The sequence below is a fragment of the Agrobacterium sp. 5Ca50 genome (genome assembly GCF_055381905.1).
Genome location: NZ_AP026441.1, coordinates 1 through 16764, shown reverse-complemented (window position 1 = coordinate 16764; position 16764 = coordinate 1). Strand labels below are relative to the sequence as shown.

Genomic DNA, 16764 nt, shown 5'->3' with positions numbered 1-16764 from the left:
AAAACATTACCATACGGGTAATCGTCACGCATTACTCCCCGGTGTCAAAAAACTGAACCAGCTACTCAAACACTCCAATTACCGACCCTTATCGTTATCGCGCTCTCTTTGACTCCGGGTTTTGATAGTCTCGCTGTGCTTCTTGACCTCAAGCTTTTTCTCATCATCTTTTTTAACAGTCGCATCAACGACCTGCGCTTCAATATCAGGTAGTGGTGCTGCAACGCTCTGGTCCTCAGAACGGACATCATCTAGATCTCCTTCATCTCCACTATCTGAGCCATCGGAACGAAGTTGAAGCCGTTGCTCGAGGTTTGCTCGACGTGCGTTTAGAACCTCGAAAAGCTCAGCACGAATCTCGTTGAAACGCACTCTGTCCGATACGCGGAGTGTTGTATAAAGCGCGTCCAACGTTTCATCGATCATACTGATTATTCGAGCCATCGCGTGTGGGGTAGAAGCGGTCTCCATCTCCCTGAGCAACTTGGCAGTTGGGGCCATGTCCAAGTCCTCGAGAGAGGTCTCCGTTTGCGGCCTGTTTTCTTTCGGCACAAACCGAACGACGTTATCTGCAAAACGGTCAGCGTTGGCGACAAAGCGTGGCTCCACACCGGCAGCCTCCATAGCACGCGCTGTTTGTGTCCAAACCGCACCGATCAAGGATCCATCACGGCGCGAAGTCTCCGGATCGATCATGCCAGAGCGCTTGTCCAACACTCGGTTTTCTGTGGCAGATGAAACACTGTAGCCTGTGTCCTGCTGCGCCCTTTTAAGCGCACCAGCATGCTCCTTGGTATATGGGCGTGGTTTAGCGTGCTCCTGGCGCCGCGTGGCAACCATGGCAATACCGTTCTCCCGCGCCTTTTCAGCGAATGCCTCGCGCCATTCATAAAGGTCAGCTTTTTTGAAGTTCAGCCGTTCACCAATATCACTGACTGCCTGCACCATGACGTGAACATGCACATGCTGCGTGTCGCCATGATGGGCAAAAGCAAACTTATGGCCGTGAGCTTTTTCTTCCAGAACCGCCCTCGCCGCCGCCTTCACGGCTTCCGGATATGTCCCCGCCTTCGCGGAAAACAGCAAATGGAACGCATTGCGACGCTCGTTGCCGGCCATGTCGTTTTTCCAGCTATCGAACAGCTTGGTTGCTGCGCACTGTGGGTTGCCGGCAACCTTCGCCGGATCGCCGTTAGCGGTTTTGACATTTCGGTTGGTGCGAATGAACTTTTGCAGGAAATACACTGCCTGGCGCTCATTTCCGACTGCGCCAACGATCTCGGCCGACGCAGCGATGTTAGAACGCGAGAGGCTATCTTCGAACCCTGCCTCAATCTTCGTAACAATTTTGCTGCGCGAGTTTTCACGACCCTCGGACAGAACCTTTGAGATTGCGGCTGCTTTTTTATCAGTCAGGGCATAAGCCTTCACCGTCTGGCCGGAACGGGCGTAAACAAACGGCTTGTTACCAAAGACCCGAGCGAGGGCGTCATTCAGCTCATCATCTTTCACCTGGTCCTGCAGCACGAATTTCACTTCAATGAAATTTGTGTTCTGAAGCGCCGCTTCGAAGCTCTCCGCAAAGCCTTCCAAGAAGTCTTTCCGCTCCTGGGCGTTGTTCAACACATGGCCGTCATTGGTGTAGACCGCGATATCCTGCTTTTTTCCATCCTCGTCTTTGCGCGTACCAACGTATTCGAGCAGCGCGGCCGCACGAACCTTAGATGGTGTGGACGAAATAACCTTGAACACAGCCTCTTGCGCGCCAGCAGAATACGCAGCACGAGCCGCAACCTGTCGAGGCGCAGCGAAACCACTACCAGACATGGCAACCTCAGCAGACCGGCGCGACCCGCCCCGCACACGCATCATTGCCTCGTCGTCTTTTTCCTGCGCAGCAAGGACCGAGTTGAATACACCGATCGCCATTTGAGCCGACGGCTTCGTGCGCGCAGGTAAACCATTAATCGCAGCTGAAGCACTAGCCCCACCACCCGATTGACGAATGTTCGCGGTGACGCCGCTGACAGCACCCTGCCCACTATTTTGTGGCGACGAAACTCTACGCCTTCTAATAATTTTCGGCTCGAACTTTCCTGCGTTACTTGTATGCCCAGATCTTCTGGCTTGCGCCACGCCACCACGCTCACGTCCTGAAGCTACGCGATTTTCCTCACGCTCATTCTCAGGCTCTCGTTTGACACCGAGATACCGTTCAATCTCCTCAGCAAATGTCGCGAGACGAGTGCTCATTTACGAGACACCTTCGGCTTTTTCGGCCGCTTCAAAGCCTCTCGCAAATCGTTGCGCTGCTCAACAACCAACCGTCCAACCGCGATCAATGCGCGCTCCAGATCCTCTTGATAGTTTACGCGACCCTCGTTCATTGCACGGACAGCCTGATTAAGGTTGATACCGACTTTCCGCAGCTGCTCATTCATCGCCTGAATTTCAGGGCGCAGTGCGCTGTCTACCATCGGAATAAGGTCTGCTTCAGAACGGATGATGCGGCGTACCACGTCGCTTAACGTCGAATTTTCGCGCTCCGCGATGGCCTCAATGAACGCAAGTTCGCCAGCAGCAAAGCGAATATGCTTCGTCTCTGACAATCTTCCCGCTCGTTTCGGCGCAAGTTTTTCCGCCGCTTTTGTCTTTTTCATCAAGCCCATCCTTGGGCGCTGAGGCCATCAGGCCTCCTAGTGGCGAACGCCACGCTAAGGCTGAAAGCCGCGCAAAGGTCCGACTGGACCGCCCGTACAATTTTGTATCACAAAATGTACTATCCTGCCATTAAAAATAGTTGAGATATGGCTGTGATACGGCCCTAAGATACCAAACTCAAAAAGGGGAGAAGGATACCCCAAAACGGGTGTAACATTGAACCTGCACAGTAGAGGGGCCATAATGCAGGTCTAGGGGCTTGAGGGTTTGCATTAAAAACCTATTACCGCATAAACGGTTTAGCGTTATGCGGGTTCGGCGATATGGCGTCACAACTCTTTAGGCCTTTACCTTCAAAGTGGTACACCGCCACACCGGTCTAGGGGTAAATGGGTAAAGCGGTGTGAGGGCACACCGCTTTACCTCTGACGCGACAATGCGTTAAGAGCCAGCCGTGCGCGCGTCGCCAGCCCATTTTAGCCGCTGATTTTTGGCGAAAAAATATTGAGGCATAGTGCTTACTAAGCAGCAGAGAAGCAATCGACAAGCGTTCGTACGGCCGCCGAGCACGTGGGCGGATCCGAAGTGGTGGGGCGAGGGAGCCGCGTAATCTGCATCCCAAGGCGTGAATGTGGGGTCACACAGCTTCCGATATCACTATGCTAACGGCGGGCTTTTGAGATCCTATCGATTTCATCAGGGTTTGATGCAATCTTACGCAAATCTTCCCAACTATCTGGAGGATTTCCGTCCTCAAGCATTGCCTTGAACACCGCGTAGGCATCAGTTTTTGAACCGTATGTTCGTAAAGTCTTATCGTCGTTAACCCAAGCAAATATGATGACTTTGGAGCTTGAGTCATACCGAAAGAAAAGTCGAAAACGACCATTTCCAAACTTTGCTCGGAACCAGTGCCTGTATCCGGGACCAAGAGTCGCACCCTGTCTGTAAACGCTCAAAGTTGGGTCTGTAGGGATTGTCTCAAACACAAGCTTGTTTAGAGCGGCAAGCAGTTTGGTATTCGCGTGGCTTTGGTAATCCCCTGGTTTTTTGAACTTTAAATCCTCAACCGCGGAGGTCAGCTTCTCCAGTTGGTCGAGAAAAAGAGGGTGCGCTAAGATGGTCCAACCATTTACAATAGGCATGACTAGAGCGCTACATCCCCTTCGATATCGGCATCAAGGTCGATGTCCAAGCTACCTACCAGGCCCTGCACGCGATCCCGAAGCGGTGCCGAAAGTTCGACAATAGAGTCGGCGGGACGCAAGAGCATGTCCCGTGCCAACAATTCAAGGAACCCCTCGACCACCGGATCGCTTTCCTTTTGATCCACTCGCTCGACATAGACGCGCCTGTGGTCATCAACGACGAATGCGATGCGATCTCCGTAATCAACTCCCAACGCCTGCCTCACCGCCTTCGGCACGGTCGTCTGTCCCTTTGCTGTGATTGTACTCTCTTCTTTAACCAGCGCACCCATCTGTTCGCTCCATATTAAACTATGAGAAAGGTAAGGAATATTCCTTACACTGTCAAGAAATCATCTTTCGTAGGCAGTAGCAGCTGAAGCACTCTGCAGACTGGGGTATAGGTTACGGCGTTTTCTTGAGTTTTAAACGTCCTCGGAGTACCGCTATAAGGAGAACACGTCGCATCTGCCGTAATTCCAACGCAGCTTAACCGTCTTAATGACGATTGAGATCGATTGCAGCTTAGTTTGTCGAGTAGACCCGAACTGTCGAGGTCTACACTCTTTAGAGCTACCTTGAATCGCGCTGCACATGTCATCGTAAACGGTCTCCGAAAATCCGAAATCAACGATGACTTGACGAGCAAACTCCGGGAAATCTCCGATTAGACAAACTGCGTCTCGAGGCCACTTACCTCAATGAAATTGACCGTACCACCCTTCGTCAAGCGTAGGAATGTAAGGCCAATCGGTCTTATGCGGCAGAGCACTTTGAGCTTCCTTCGCTTCCTCCGGTGTCAGAAAAAGGGCACCTAGTTCGTTACCACTGTCTATCGCGTAAAGTTGTATGCCAGTACCGGTGAGTTGCTCATTTATAATATGGAAGAAAAAGTATGTGGCTCTTCCCCAACTCTCACTTTCAGTGCCACGTTCCTGCAAGGAGTAAATGAGAAATTCTTGACCTCCGTATCGGATTTTGTAGCTTGGAACATCTCCATCCAAGAGTTCCATTACATCTGCAGGGTGTGCCACGTACTTGGTGAGATCCGGAAGAAGGCGTTGATAGGCGTCGGCGATGCCTTGCTCCGCTAAGTCTTCCGCATCGAGCAATATCAACTTTCCGTAGTCGAGCAGTCCCATTCCTAGATGTGTTTGTGCCGTTGATTCCGGAGAAAGTTGGGAAAAGATAGGCGCACGGTCCTGAGCAAAGGACTCTACCGGCCAGGTCAAATGAATCAAAGAAGCGAAAATGAATGTTACCCTACGCATCGGCTCCCGCTTTACAGCGAATTCGATAAGTTTGAGTAAAGTGGCTTCGCATGAGTTCCATAATACAAACTACGCGACAAACACCACTTATAATTGTATTAATCATCAATACACAACAAAATAGAAACACGCAGAGTTGTCTCTCGGCAAAGCCCGCGAAGTTCCTCCACTATTTGAGTGGTCACAAAAAGTCCGTAGCGATAGAACCTAAAAGCATATTGGCAAGCTGAAATGGATCGAAGAGAGGCAAAATGCAGCCAGAAATTCCAAATGACGCGTCTAGAGATGTGCTTCGGCGATTATTGGCATCAGGTGACGACCTTTCTGTCGCACGAAACATTGATTTCGAAGTGGTATTCCCAAACGAGAGATCCGCGAGGCAATTTATAGACGACATCGAAGAAAAGTTTGATGAGGTTCGGATAAGGTTGCGTGATGAGGAATTCAGAACGCATGGACTTGACTGGAACGTTACCGCTTGTGTTGTGATGGTTCCCAGCCATAAAGATCTCTCCGAAATAGAAGACTTTCTCGAAACTTCAGCCAATCCTTACGGAGGTGAGAATGACGGTTGGGGATGTTTTTCAATAGAAAATTGAACTGTTTCGAATTGTGCACAGGCAGTTGATTGATCAGCTATAGTATCGCTTTCGATAGTTTGAGCTTCATTGGCATAAATCACCGAGTTGAGGATTTTGTAGATCGCAGCGCGATAAAAACAAAGCGTCACCAACGGTCATCAGAACCGAATTGGCTTCGTTACGGGCGCAGTTGTCGTGGTGCTTCCCGCTGGCCTTGCCTTTGCAATAATCCGAAGAATTGCCATGTCATGATGGAATTTAGAGAATTCTCTTGCCAGATTACCGTCCACGAAATGGGTTGAAATCTGAGCATCGGCCGATTCTGTCAATGTGCCGGAGGGAATATTTTCATCCCAACCTTTCGATCTGCGGAACTCTTTGACGATTAAGTCGAAAGACGGGTGAGCATGGCTCAGCTGTGCTTCTGAATAACTTACAAAGGCGCCGGTTATATCGCAGGAGATTTTGCCCTCGGAATCAGAAAAATGATCGAACTGCCTCTGCTTCATTTTCACCAAGTCGGCCGATACCGCGTTATGGCAAGCAACCGAGAACTCCTGCGCATCGCGCTTCGGGAGAGCATCCACAGCCTTTATATAACTGAAATCCGTGTCGACGTTATCTGTTCGTACGACCCAAAAGCCTGGGCTAGACCAACCGTCGCCTTTGTTGAGACGGCGTTCAAAATGTTTGATCCCCGGACCGATCTTCGTCGGACCATCGGTCACGAGAAGGTCGAAACGCTCAAGCATCGCAGACAAATCGCTATGGTCGTCTTCATCTCCAACTACTTCGCCATCCTTATAACGTCCGAGCATCTCCTTGAAATGCTCTTTAGCCGCTGTCTTCGTCTTCCAGCTCCTGCCGTTAGACAATTCTACCGGTTTCGCCATGACTACACTCCTTGTTCAGCTCTTGTCAGGACTTTTTCGCGCACTTCCCGAACCACGATTGACGGTAGACTCATTCCGTCAAGTTGATTGCGTCGATCGACGACCCACTGGACGCAAGCGGATTCGTCAAGGCTGTCGTCTGCGATGACTTCATAGAGAGCGACAGCGCCGATGCGCGACATCCCAAGTTCCATCAGCGATCGCAGCGTGATCGCTGTAACACCGAACTCCAGTGCGACGCCAATGTCGAGGTCTTCGTCGATCAGATCCTCTCGATTGACCGCTCTGAGGTGCTGGTTCAAGACATCGACATACGCCGAGAAGTAGCGTGGTGCGAGAAACCGCGCGGTCGTCTCGATCATTTCCAGCGTACTACGAATAACGCTCGCCGTGTCAACTTCACCGTCTCGGCGCTGCAGGTAATCAATCCGCTTGCGAATAATTGTTGGAAGCGAGAAACCCTTAAGCCACTGCAACACGGTAAGGGCATGAAGCGGGATCAAGGTCTTGGGAAGAAAGACTGAGAGGACATTTTCGTTGATCCGCTCCATCATGTCCGAAAACCGATCGTAGGAATCATCACTCTCTGAAGGTGCAGGGAGAAGGTCTTCGAGATCCCCGTCATAGTTGCGGAAGTAGGTTAGGAGGCTTTGCAGACCGATCAAACTCACACCGGGATTGCGTGCTCCGATATCCGCACCCACCGACAATCCGTCTGTCACCACTGCTAGCGAGGCCTCCAAACGGTCCAAACTCTCAGCGGGCTGTCGCTTCGCCCAAGGTGCAACTACCAGCGATTTATCACGCATGTAGGTCGTCGTGAGATAGGCGCTGACCTGTTCAAAGGCCCGCACCTGGGCAGGCTCCATTTCGACGCCCAGCGGTCGGCGTTCGATGTATGTCGCGAGATCGTCGATTCTCGACAAGGCCGCGTCGGTTTCTCGACGGATCGGGTAACGTGTCCGTTGCGGAACGCCTGAAGGCCATGCCTTTTCGTCTGCGGCGTCGATGCATATGATGTTGCCCTGAAATTCGTCACCCCAACGACCGGCGCGGCCTGCCAGATTCCAGAAGTCTTGGGGCTCCATGGGGTTGTTCTTACCCTTCCTTGGGCCACGAACGACGATCGTCCGGCAGGAAAGGTTCACACCCTCTATCAGCGTCGATGTGCAAACCAGGAACTTCAGTTTCCCGTTTTTGAACAGCCGCTCGACTTCGAGCCTCACTAAGGACGGCATGTTACCATAGTGAAACGCCACGCCGGCTTCGACCAGCGGTGCGAGAGAGTAGCTTTTGTGAACGCACTTTCGAGCTAGATCGGCTAGATCAGCCAACTCCTGCTCGATCCCGTCTGCTTTCTTTACAAGCTGACTGATCAGGCCTGCGATCTCTTCGGCTTCTGCTGCGCCATTTGCGTATACAAGGGTCCCACCGCGTTCGCCGACTGCAGCTGCGATGAATGCAAGCCGTTTGCGAAGAGTGTTTGGCTTGTTCGGCAAAGTCAGGATGCCGAGCGTCAGATACTCCTCGCCATATTGAAATTGTAGCTTCCACTTTGTCGGCTTCGCTGGCATTTGATGTGCCGTGATAACATTCTGCAAGACAGTCGCAACATCACTGTCGATGGGTATCTTTGGTGTGCTGTCCGGCGCATCGTCAAGGAGAACCTCTGGATTTTGCGTCGCCGGGCTAACGAAGGCGACCCGCATGTGCGGGCTCGACCTCAGGAGACGCTCGATTGCATCCTGTAGGATGACTCCTCTCTGCGGATCGCCGATCTTGTGTGCTTCGTCGACTACCACGAGATCGATATCGAGGCGCTCTTCCGTCAGATTCGCAAGCAGGTGCAGCCGCTCCTGTGTGAAAACGAAAACGCACTTCTTGGCACTCTTTTCGACGGCACCATACTTTTGGGCAGATGGCAGGGAGGTGATCTCAATGTCGACACCCGAACCTTTGACGATCTCCGCTAGTGACGCTTCGATTTCGGATACGAGCGAACGGGTCGGAGCAAGATATACAGCCCGTTTGCATTTGTCGCTGGCCAGGCAGTCGACGAGCCATTTGAGAACGAGGAACGTTTTGCCTGATGCTGTGGGTGCCGACGCTGACAACCATGATCCTTCTTCACCCGCCGCGCGCCAGAACGCCAACTGGAAATCGTTGACCGCAACGCGTTCCCCGCTCGCCTCGAGCAAGATCGAATTCTCTAGTTGCTTGCGTTCGTCCTCGATACGCAAGGCAACACCCAGTCGGGAGGCGACATTGGGGCGCAAGCGCCCTCGTTGTTCTGCTAAAAGTACAGAACGATGATTGGAAAGCTTGTCAAAAACTACGGCTGCGGCGTCCCTGATTGGCTCAGGGGTCGGCAGCAACATCGCCCCAGTGGCAATGCGCAAGCTCGCTTCCCGATGAGGTCGTTTTTTTGATCGCGCCAGTATGCTTGCTGCGAAAAGCAGTCTTGGCCAGTCGAAAACAACGGCATCAAGACTGACTTCTCGCGTCACGTTGTCGAGTTCGAGCAAAGTGGTCACGAGACCGAGCTGTTTCAGTTCATCCCGCAACGAAACGTCGAAGAGCCAATCCTGAAGTTCTGTTTCAGACATCAGTGCCCCATGACTTCTAGAAATGCCTTGCGGAAGTCGTCCACCGATGGAAGGGGAAGACAAAAAAAGTGAATGTCGAAGTGTTCGAGCTTTTCGGCAGCCAACCGCCGGCCGACCGACTTGAGCCAGTTTTCCATCCCAGATTTCGCTGCCTTGACCATGTCGTCCAGGACAACGCGACCATCACCAGGACCATAGAAATCCGCGTCGAATCCGACAAGCGCGATCCCACAGTACTCCACCCTGTTCGAGAGTGGCGAAGTTGTGTCGAAGTAACGACGAAAGGCATCCGACAACCGTGGATCACCCAAGTCGGCCTTGTCACTCAACAGAACGAGATCCCGTTCTCGGGAGGCACCCTTATGATCTTCTTCAGCAAGAAATGGTGCCAGCGATTTCAGGCAGTCACGAATCGCATCGGTGGGATCCTGATAAACTTTTGACTCTCCCCAGTAGAGCTTCAGACGACCATCGTCGGCAACAGCCGCATAAACGCCGTCCGCACCGTGATAATGCATCCGACTGTCTGTTTTCAGATCCATCTTGCAAAGCACATGAGGGAGTTTGAGAAACCTCTCTGCGAGAAGAAAGAGCAGCATCTCTCCGCCCTCCCCCGTTTGAGCTAGATCTGTGAACACAGCTCTGGCTTTATCGTGCAACGCTGCTACCGCCGCCGTGGACTTAAACTTGATATCGCGCTTCCGCGCCTCTTCGATCCGGCTCCGCGGAATTGCATAGTCGGCTGCCGCATGGCGCATGAACTCCACCAGGCGCTTAACTTTTACCTTGGCATTCGCATCCGTGGTTAGACAATGACAGTATACAGAAACCTTATGGCCATCGATTTCGACATCGCGTTCAACCAGATGGAGATGGACGCCCAACTCCTCGGGATCGCCCGATAGAATTGCGTCGAGGTCTACACTGCTTATCTCCGCCATATTGACGTGTTCCCACAGAATCATTTTCAACTATATTGCGAATCCCTGTGTAGCGCTGCAAGCAGATCGGCGGCGTGGTATAAGGTTATCCTTGTATATGTTCCTCTTTTTCCGTCGGTTCACGATAGGTGGCCTGAAACCTGTTCTGCCTGACGCACGACGTCATGTCCGGTCGGCGGAACCAGATAGCAGGACCGCATCGCAAAGGGGCATTGTTGGCCGTAAAGACGATCTCCGCCGCGCGTGCGCAGGACTTCGTGCAGCTGGATCGACTGTTCGAGACAAGTTGTTTCAAACGGGTCCGTGGCGCAAAGGCGGCGACATCTTCTTCCTTTTTGCCGCTATGACGACCGATCCAGTCGAACGCGTTTAAGCCAGAACCGGCGAAAACGATCCCGTGCAACGAGCCAAAAGAACCGTCAAAACACAAAGCCGGCCCGGCGCCTCCCGTACCCCAGATCGCCGGATCATCCCTGTCGACGAGATATCGCTCGCCGATGACGATGCCGCAGGTCTTACACCTTCAGTCGACCATGTTCGATGCCTATGAAAATTTGAAAACCTAGAGATTTGAGGGGGACAACGTGTTTTTGGCCGTGGACCCAGGTGGCCCGATGTTTTTTGGGGCCGCCACGGACAAAGCAAAAGTCGAGCCAGCGTCCGCACTTCATGATCCCGAAAGCGACAACGATGCTCTGCCCGCATTAGAGCAGGAAAAGCCTGCGGAGGCTGAAATGCGCATCGATCTATCTCGAATTAACAGACGCTAATTTCGAGTCACCTTGTCAAAGTCTAAAGTCATGTTATTATGCCAATGTCATTGAAAATAACTGAGGTTGATTTAAATGCGTGATGATCCGATTATAGAAGCAATGGCTGTCCGCTCGGCGAGGGCCTTGTTGCAGTGGTCACAAGCTGAACTTGCCCGGAGAGCTGGCGTCGCGGTATCGACGCTAGCCGAGTTCGAAAAGGGCGAGCGCATCCCGATCGCAAACAACCTCCGCTCAATCAGGGAAGCGCTGGAACAGGCCGGTATAGAATTTGGTCGAGAAGGGGCAGGAGTGTTCGTCCTAAGCTTGTACTTCCTCAGTTCGGCAGGCGGTGCGGAGCTCCGTTTTCAATACACACCTGAAGCCAAAGGAAACGTCGATGAGCTTCTCGGACTGTTTGGGAGCTTCGACGGCGTCAAACACACGCTTGCTGCCGAACAGAAGGCAACGCCAGAACTCAAGACCGCTCTTGCCGCGATAGCTCATCGCAAGTCAAATCAGGTGCCACAGCTGCACCGGCTTCGGAAATACGTTCAGGCCCTCCCTGACAATGAGTTTTTTATTCTGCTCCCCGAGCAGCCGGCTTCAACAGCGGAGCAGCTACATTACGAAGAAATTGTGCATGAACTGAATCACCCGCAGGAGGCGGGCAGGTCAGATGGCATCCAGGCACTCTTCGGGCGCTTGCTTGAACGGTACGACATGGATTCGCCGAGGATGGATAAACGGGTAGTCATCGGAACGCAGGATCCCGACTTGAAAGTTTGCCGCTTTTGCAGGAAGTCGAAGCTTAAAGGCGTCACATTCAAAACCGAAGCTCACGCGATCCCTACTGCATTCGGCAATGACACTTTGATCCTTGCGGAAGAATGCGATGGCTGCAATTCGTACTTCGGTCGTGAGATTGAACCGTCGCTTATCGCGTTTCTCGACCTGCATTTGGCTTACCTGGGAACTAAGGGCCGCGGAAAATATGACGGGCGACCGGAGTTACAATTTACCCAAGGTAAGATCTTCCATGACGGAGAGAAGCTTAACATCCAAACAACCGATGTTGTAGTGGACCATGGTGACGGTCACCTCGCCGTCAACCTTGGTGCAAGGCGAGCAAGCCTAAAGCCGGTGGCGGTCTATAAGGCTTTGGTCAAGATGGCACTTTCCATCGTCGATGAGAGTGAGCTGCCTGTCCTTGAGAAGACGCGGCTCTGGCTTCGTTACGACGAGCATTCTGATGTGCCGCTTCCTCAGATTGCGACCGCGCTCATCAATTTACCAACAGGGCCATCTGCGGTGATGACCCTCTACCGTCGCAAGGACGTCACTTCGGCATTGCCGCACATTGTCGGACAGTTCCAGTTGGGTCCTTACATGATTGTTTTCGCGATTCCATTCTCCCAGCGCGATACCGGCAATCTTGTGGGCTTTTTTGATACGCAGGAGTTTCGCGAGACGTTCAAGCACTACGACATGGCGGGCCAGTGGACGTTTGTTGATCTCTCTTCTGAGGCAGAAGTCACTCTCGCACCAACCTTAGTGTTCAAACCACGCAGCCTTTGAAGCAGCGGCTCCGGGGGGCCATCAAATGAAAATCCACACACCAGAGTCGATTGCCAAAGAGTTCAACAGTGAGGTCGTCGTACCATTATTGTGGCACCCGCCCAGGTTCGAACGCGCTGACTGGATGTGGATTAAAAATGTCGCTCAGGCAAGCCAGGCCCTCGATGGGCGGATCGCCGATATAAGAATCGGTTCTGGTCCAAACGCCCGTCGGCTTACCTGCATGCACAGGACGCAACCCCATCGAAATTTCACAGTATTCTATCGTCGTCTCGCGGAGACGACTATTCTAGTCCTCGGTATCGGTAGCCACAATGTGAGTGACAAACAGTACACCGTTCAGTGGGCGGACGGCAGCAAGAGCAGGATTGTTTTGTCGAAGACCCTGACGTCCGGTGAGCATTATCTCGTCAACCCGATCGGGGGCACTTTTGGGTTCCGCACGCTTGACCCGCTCCTCAATGCTAAGTACCTCCATGCCACAGCGGCAACGGCTTAAAATATCATCCCGCCCCCAGCCCGAATCGACCCAATATTGGTAGGTCCCAAAATCACCCTCACCCTTAGATCTAAATGCAAAGTTCAATTCCACCGACTTCGAGCGCAACCGAGTCCACGGAAAACAAAGTAGCAGTTGATGTCGAGCCCTTTGGTATGCGCTCCACTTCCCTCACAAACCAACACTATACGGCCCTCACCGTTGGATGACCGTTCGTGCGCAGCAACGCCATGACCATCGGCCCAAGTGAGAAATCGCCGCGTTCGGTTCGTCTGGTCAAATCGCGCAGATATCCGCCGGCCGACGAAATGTGCCCTGCCCTCTCCAAAATACACGCAATCGCAATCGCCGAATTTTCAGGCCCCATGGTTTCACAGGCGTCCTGATAAGCGGACGGACTTACCCCGAGCATAGATCTTACGACGACGGCCGCCGACATGAGGTCACGCCAGCTTGCGACGGAGCCACCTGGCCCATAGTCGATTATCTGCGGGCATGCCTTCAAGACGACAGCAAGAGGAAAGGCACGAACTGTTTGACTCTTTGGCACGTTGGGTTTCACTAACTTTGCGCCCTGCTCCTTTTCAGAGCTAGGTTCAAATTCATCCATGGATTCGGGATTTGAATTCTGTATGTGCTGCTCAATACGAGCAGCATTGGTGCTATTAAATGCTGAATTTGTCTTGAGATCCAACTGATTAAGGACCTCTTCGCGCAAAAGCTCCATTTCATCGAGGATATTGTTCAAGTCGATGAGTGTCGGCGAGCGAGGAATGCGTGCAACGAGCTCGATATAGACAGCTTCAATGGCTGCCCAATTGCCGTCAGCCCCCTCCTCTACAGCCGCAGAGATCAGTTTGCGGACATCGCGCCGGCAAATGGTGAGGTTCTCTTTGGCCTTGCGAAATTCGGATCGCGCAGCAACAACCTTTTGAGCGACTTGCGCCAATTCTTCCGACCGGGCCAGCAAGGGTGCTAAGTCGAAACCAAAGGCGTTTTCAATCTCTCCCTGATTGTTCTTTCGCGCATATCGTTTTCCGTTTGCACTGTCCTTTCGAACGATCAGACCGCTTTCGACCAGCATCGCCAGATGGCGCCGAAGCGTAGCGCCCGCCATGCCGTGCGCACGCAGGATCAATTGGACATTCGATGGGAAGACCACCAACTGCGCATCCTGACTCAACGTGTTTTCTGGATAGAAACTGAGCAAAGCATCCAAAACAGCGAGACTGTTAGACTGCAGGCCAAGCTCTTCTCTTGCTTCCGCAACGTCACGGAAGACTTTCCATTTCTCGACTGACTTACCGGCTTTGATGTCTTTCGCAGCCAACTGCCGTCTCACGAGCGCAAGCGAAGTTGGCCGTCGCCCGAAAGGCGTCGTCACATGTCCTATCTGCATTTTCGTTTCACCTTCTAAAAGGCAAAAGAAATCTACTCACCAAAACGATGCCAAAGACTCTTGACTGTGATTCGTGAAAATGCGATTCTCTGTCTTGCTTAAGGATATGAGAAGGGCTTCCACGACGGAAACGTTTGGGGGCCTTTTTCTTTTGCTCGTTATCCTTTCAAGCCTGATTTGATTTGTTCCTGGAACTCGGCATGCAACTCAGGCAAACGGCCACCCAAGAAGTCAACGAAATCCCTGGAAATCGCTTTCGTAAAGTTCAGCTTCGCTCCTGCCTTTGCATGATCGATGGTTGCCAGAACAAGACCATTCGACGAAATCTCGCGACGCTCTGACGAGTTTGGACTGCGTGTCGAAACAACTGCGGACTTGAGTGCTGTCAACGCCAATCCAAAGCGCTCGTTGTCGTTACCGCTCACCTTTTCCAAGGCGTCCCGGACGACATCCTGTGCGTCGCTTCGTGATACCCATAATTCACTGAATTCCATCCACCGACGCCGGCCAATATCAGGGGATCGACCAATGAGCGTCAGTGTCTCGCGAGGTATCGTGGTGGCAAGGCGCAGCATCTCAGATACGTGAGATTTGCCCGTGGCCAGAGATGCAATGATCGTATCCCTACCGTACCCAGCCTGCTCTTGGAGCAAGGCGAATACACATTTTTCAATGTAGGACAAATCATTCCGGTTCGTGTTTTCTTCGCCCTGGAATATGACTGCCTGCTCATCCGTCAGTTCACGTACAATCGCACGGAACTTCAGTCCAAGCCTCTTTGCCGCGGCCAACCGGCGGCGACCGAACACGATTTGGTAAGGCTTGTCGCCAGACTTCGTTGGACGCACCATACCAGGTACAATCTGTCCGCGTTCCATCATCGACTGTGCTATTTCATCGATAGCTACATCAGAATAGGAGCCGTCAAAACGATCCTGCAGCGAAGACGGGGCGACATCATCTGCATCAATCTCAACAATCCTGTCGCCTTCAGCCAATAGCTTGTCGAGGGCTTCTCCCCTCTCCTGTATCTGGCGTACTCCGGCAGCTACCTTCAAAAGGTGCGGTGAGGAGGTTTTAGAAGTCTGAGGGGCAGCTGTCGTTTGCTGGTTCAAGACATTTGCAAACAATCCCCGGGAATCTTTTCTACTCATTCACGCCCCCATGCGGTCCAAAGGAGTTTCTCAATTTCGTCGTTAGCGGCATTCAGCGATTCCATCGCACGGTCGTAGGTCTTTGGTGCAGAGAACCGCGACCTCTGAACTTCATAGAGACTTTGCTTCCAGGTCAGCGCGTCAGCGACTGCGGCCGATTTCATTACCATGTTCAGGAGCAAGTCTTCTCCGAACACCTGCCTCATCAATGCGGTCATGTTAGCTTGTGGATGATCGTTGGGCTCGAACTTGGTGACGATAAATTTGGCAAAGTCCCAACGCGAAGCAGCGCCCATATCATTCAGAATCTGCATGTATGATCCGGCCAGTTCCAAGAACTTACCTGTGGAATCCACATCAAGCATATGTGCTGGAACCGGAATAATCACACCCGTAGCAGCAGTGAGAGAAGATAGGGTCAGGAAGTTCAGCGATGGCGCAGAATCCATCAGAATGACATCATAATTTTCGGCGACCTGTTCCAGTGCTTGCGAAACCCGCAATAGAAAGCTCGTCCCGCCGTTGTTACGCATTTCCAGCGCAACAGCGGTTTCAAATTCCGTCAACTCAAGTCCCGCACAGATAACGTCAAATCCTGGAATATGCGTCTTGTGAATCAGCTCAGCGGTTGGACGCGGCTCGTCAAATCGAATTGCCGCATACAATGTGTCATCTTGTCTGGGGTCGAAATCCGGAAGGTTACCATGGAGGCTTGTCAGGGACGCCTGAGGGTCAAGGTCAACCGCCAATACGCGATAGCCTTTCAAAGCAAGATAATGTCCCAAATGAATGGTGGTCGATGTTTTGCTCGAACCACCCTTGAAGTTTGTCACAGCAATGATCTGACATTCCTCATCGCCGGTACGCCGAGGGTTCATCCATTTCTTGCGGCCTTTTTCAGCCAGAGCCATTCTCAACTCAAGGATCTGCTCAAGCGAGTACATCCGACGCCCGTTGGATGTGACTTCGGGTGAAGGCCCCTTGTCTTTCAACACGATCTGGCGAATGTAAGCCTCGGACACGTCAAGAAGGGACGCAACCTCTGACGAGGAGAATTTCCTCATCTCACGTCTTGCGTCTGGCGGATACTGAGCGATCGATAGATTTTGCAGAGCAAGCTCAAGCTTGCTGGAAAATTCCTGCATAAAATCCAGGCTGCTTAGATGTCGGTTCACGATTCTTTCCTCATCTCTTTCATCTAACTAAGCGCCTGCATGGTTAACAAACCCTTAACTGGGGTGTTGT

At 52.3% G+C, this 16764-nt stretch carries 15 protein-coding genes and 1 pseudogene; 4 read left to right on the top strand and 12 right to left on the bottom strand.

Annotated elements, in window-relative coordinates; all coding sequences use genetic code 11:
* Positions 1-78: 78 nt before the first annotated feature.
* The 5 genes from ACZ5FM_RS26795 to ACZ5FM_RS26775 all read right to left on the bottom strand — a co-directional run bounded on the left by ACZ5FM_RS26795 (position 79) and on the right by ACZ5FM_RS26775 (position 5119).
* On the bottom strand, positions 79-2253 hold the full coding sequence (locus ACZ5FM_RS26795; RefSeq protein WP_464041627.1) for a relaxase/mobilization nuclease domain-containing protein: 2175 nt from the start codon (positions 2251-2253) through the stop codon (positions 79-81).
* On the bottom strand, positions 2250-2669 hold the full coding sequence (locus tag ACZ5FM_RS26790) for a hypothetical protein (protein ID WP_464041626.1): 420 nt from the start codon (positions 2667-2669) through the stop codon (positions 2250-2252). Before ACZ5FM_RS26790 ends, ACZ5FM_RS26795 begins: the two co-directional genes overlap by 4 nt.
* A 654-nt stretch (positions 2670-3323) precedes the next feature.
* Positions 3324-3806 carry a type II toxin-antitoxin system YhaV family toxin gene (locus tag ACZ5FM_RS26785; protein ID WP_464041625.1) on the bottom strand — a complete coding sequence of 161 codons (483 nt, stop codon included), beginning with the start codon at positions 3804-3806 and terminating at the stop codon, positions 3324-3326.
* A gap of 2 nt (positions 3807-3808) precedes the next feature.
* Entirely contained in the window at positions 3809-4141 is a 333-nt protein-coding gene (locus ACZ5FM_RS26780; RefSeq protein WP_464041624.1) for a type II toxin-antitoxin system PrlF family antitoxin, read from the bottom strand.
* A 405-nt stretch (positions 4142-4546) separates the two neighbouring features.
* On the bottom strand, positions 4547-5119 hold the full coding sequence (locus tag ACZ5FM_RS26775) for a hypothetical protein (RefSeq protein ID WP_464041623.1): 573 nt from the start codon (positions 5117-5119) through the stop codon (positions 4547-4549).
* A 251-nt stretch (positions 5120-5370) separates the two neighbouring features.
* Here ACZ5FM_RS26775 and ACZ5FM_RS26770 point away from each other — a divergent pair, with 251 nt between their 5' ends.
* On the top strand, positions 5371-5718 hold the full coding sequence (locus ACZ5FM_RS26770; RefSeq protein WP_464041622.1) for a ribonuclease E inhibitor RraB: 348 nt from the start codon (positions 5371-5373) through the stop codon (positions 5716-5718).
* A gap of 140 nt (positions 5719-5858) precedes the next feature.
* Here ACZ5FM_RS26770 and ACZ5FM_RS26765 read toward each other — a convergent pair whose 3' ends face one another.
* The 4 genes and pseudogenes from ACZ5FM_RS26765 to ACZ5FM_RS26750 all read right to left on the bottom strand — a co-directional run.
* Positions 5859-6593 (bottom strand): DCL family protein, encoded by a 735-nt coding sequence (locus ACZ5FM_RS26765; RefSeq protein WP_464041621.1) that lies wholly within the window; start codon positions 6591-6593, stop codon positions 5859-5861.
* 2 nt (positions 6594-6595) lie between these two features.
* Positions 6596-9199: a DEAD/DEAH box helicase gene (locus ACZ5FM_RS26760; protein ID WP_464041620.1), complete on the bottom strand. Its 2604-nt coding sequence runs from the start codon at positions 9197-9199 to the stop codon at positions 6596-6598.
* Entirely contained in the window at positions 9199-10140 is a 942-nt protein-coding gene (locus ACZ5FM_RS26755; RefSeq protein WP_464041694.1) for a HamA C-terminal domain-containing protein, read from the bottom strand. Before ACZ5FM_RS26755 ends, ACZ5FM_RS26760 begins: the two co-directional genes overlap by 1 nt.
* Before the next feature lie 85 nt (positions 10141-10225).
* Positions 10226-10444, bottom strand: a pseudogene (locus ACZ5FM_RS26750) (type IV secretory system conjugative DNA transfer family protein); the annotation flags it as partial.
* A gap of 280 nt (positions 10445-10724) precedes the next feature.
* Between ACZ5FM_RS26750 and ACZ5FM_RS26745 the strand changes: the two are divergent.
* The 3 genes from ACZ5FM_RS26745 to ACZ5FM_RS26735 all read left to right on the top strand — a co-directional run bounded on the left by ACZ5FM_RS26745 (position 10725) and on the right by ACZ5FM_RS26735 (position 12966).
* Positions 10725-10910 carry a hypothetical protein gene (locus ACZ5FM_RS26745; RefSeq protein WP_464041619.1) on the top strand — a complete coding sequence of 62 codons (186 nt, stop codon included), beginning with the start codon at positions 10725-10727 and terminating at the stop codon, positions 10908-10910.
* 75 nt (positions 10911-10985) lie between these two features.
* On the top strand, positions 10986-12467 hold the full coding sequence (locus ACZ5FM_RS26740; protein ID WP_464041618.1) for a helix-turn-helix domain-containing protein: 1482 nt from the start codon (positions 10986-10988) through the stop codon (positions 12465-12467).
* Positions 12468-12492: 25 nt separating this feature from the next.
* On the top strand, positions 12493-12966 hold the full coding sequence (locus ACZ5FM_RS26735) for a hypothetical protein (RefSeq protein WP_464041617.1): 474 nt from the start codon (positions 12493-12495) through the stop codon (positions 12964-12966).
* Between the two features lie 184 nt (positions 12967-13150).
* Here ACZ5FM_RS26735 and repC read toward each other — a convergent pair whose 3' ends face one another.
* The 3 genes from repC to repA form a co-directional block, all read right to left on the bottom strand.
* A complete protein-coding gene (gene repC / locus ACZ5FM_RS26730; protein ID WP_464041616.1) occupies positions 13151-14365 on the bottom strand; it encodes a plasmid replication protein RepC in 1215 nt (404 codons plus the stop codon).
* Between the two features lie 158 nt (positions 14366-14523).
* Positions 14524-15519: a plasmid partitioning protein RepB gene (gene repB / locus ACZ5FM_RS26725; protein ID WP_464041615.1), complete on the bottom strand. Its 996-nt coding sequence runs from the start codon at positions 15517-15519 to the stop codon at positions 14524-14526.
* Positions 15516-16694 carry a plasmid partitioning protein RepA gene (repA, locus tag ACZ5FM_RS26720; protein WP_464041614.1) on the bottom strand — a complete coding sequence of 393 codons (1179 nt, stop codon included), beginning with the start codon at positions 16692-16694 and terminating at the stop codon, positions 15516-15518. Before repA ends, repB begins: the two co-directional genes overlap by 4 nt.
* Positions 16695-16764: the final 70 nt, after the last annotated feature.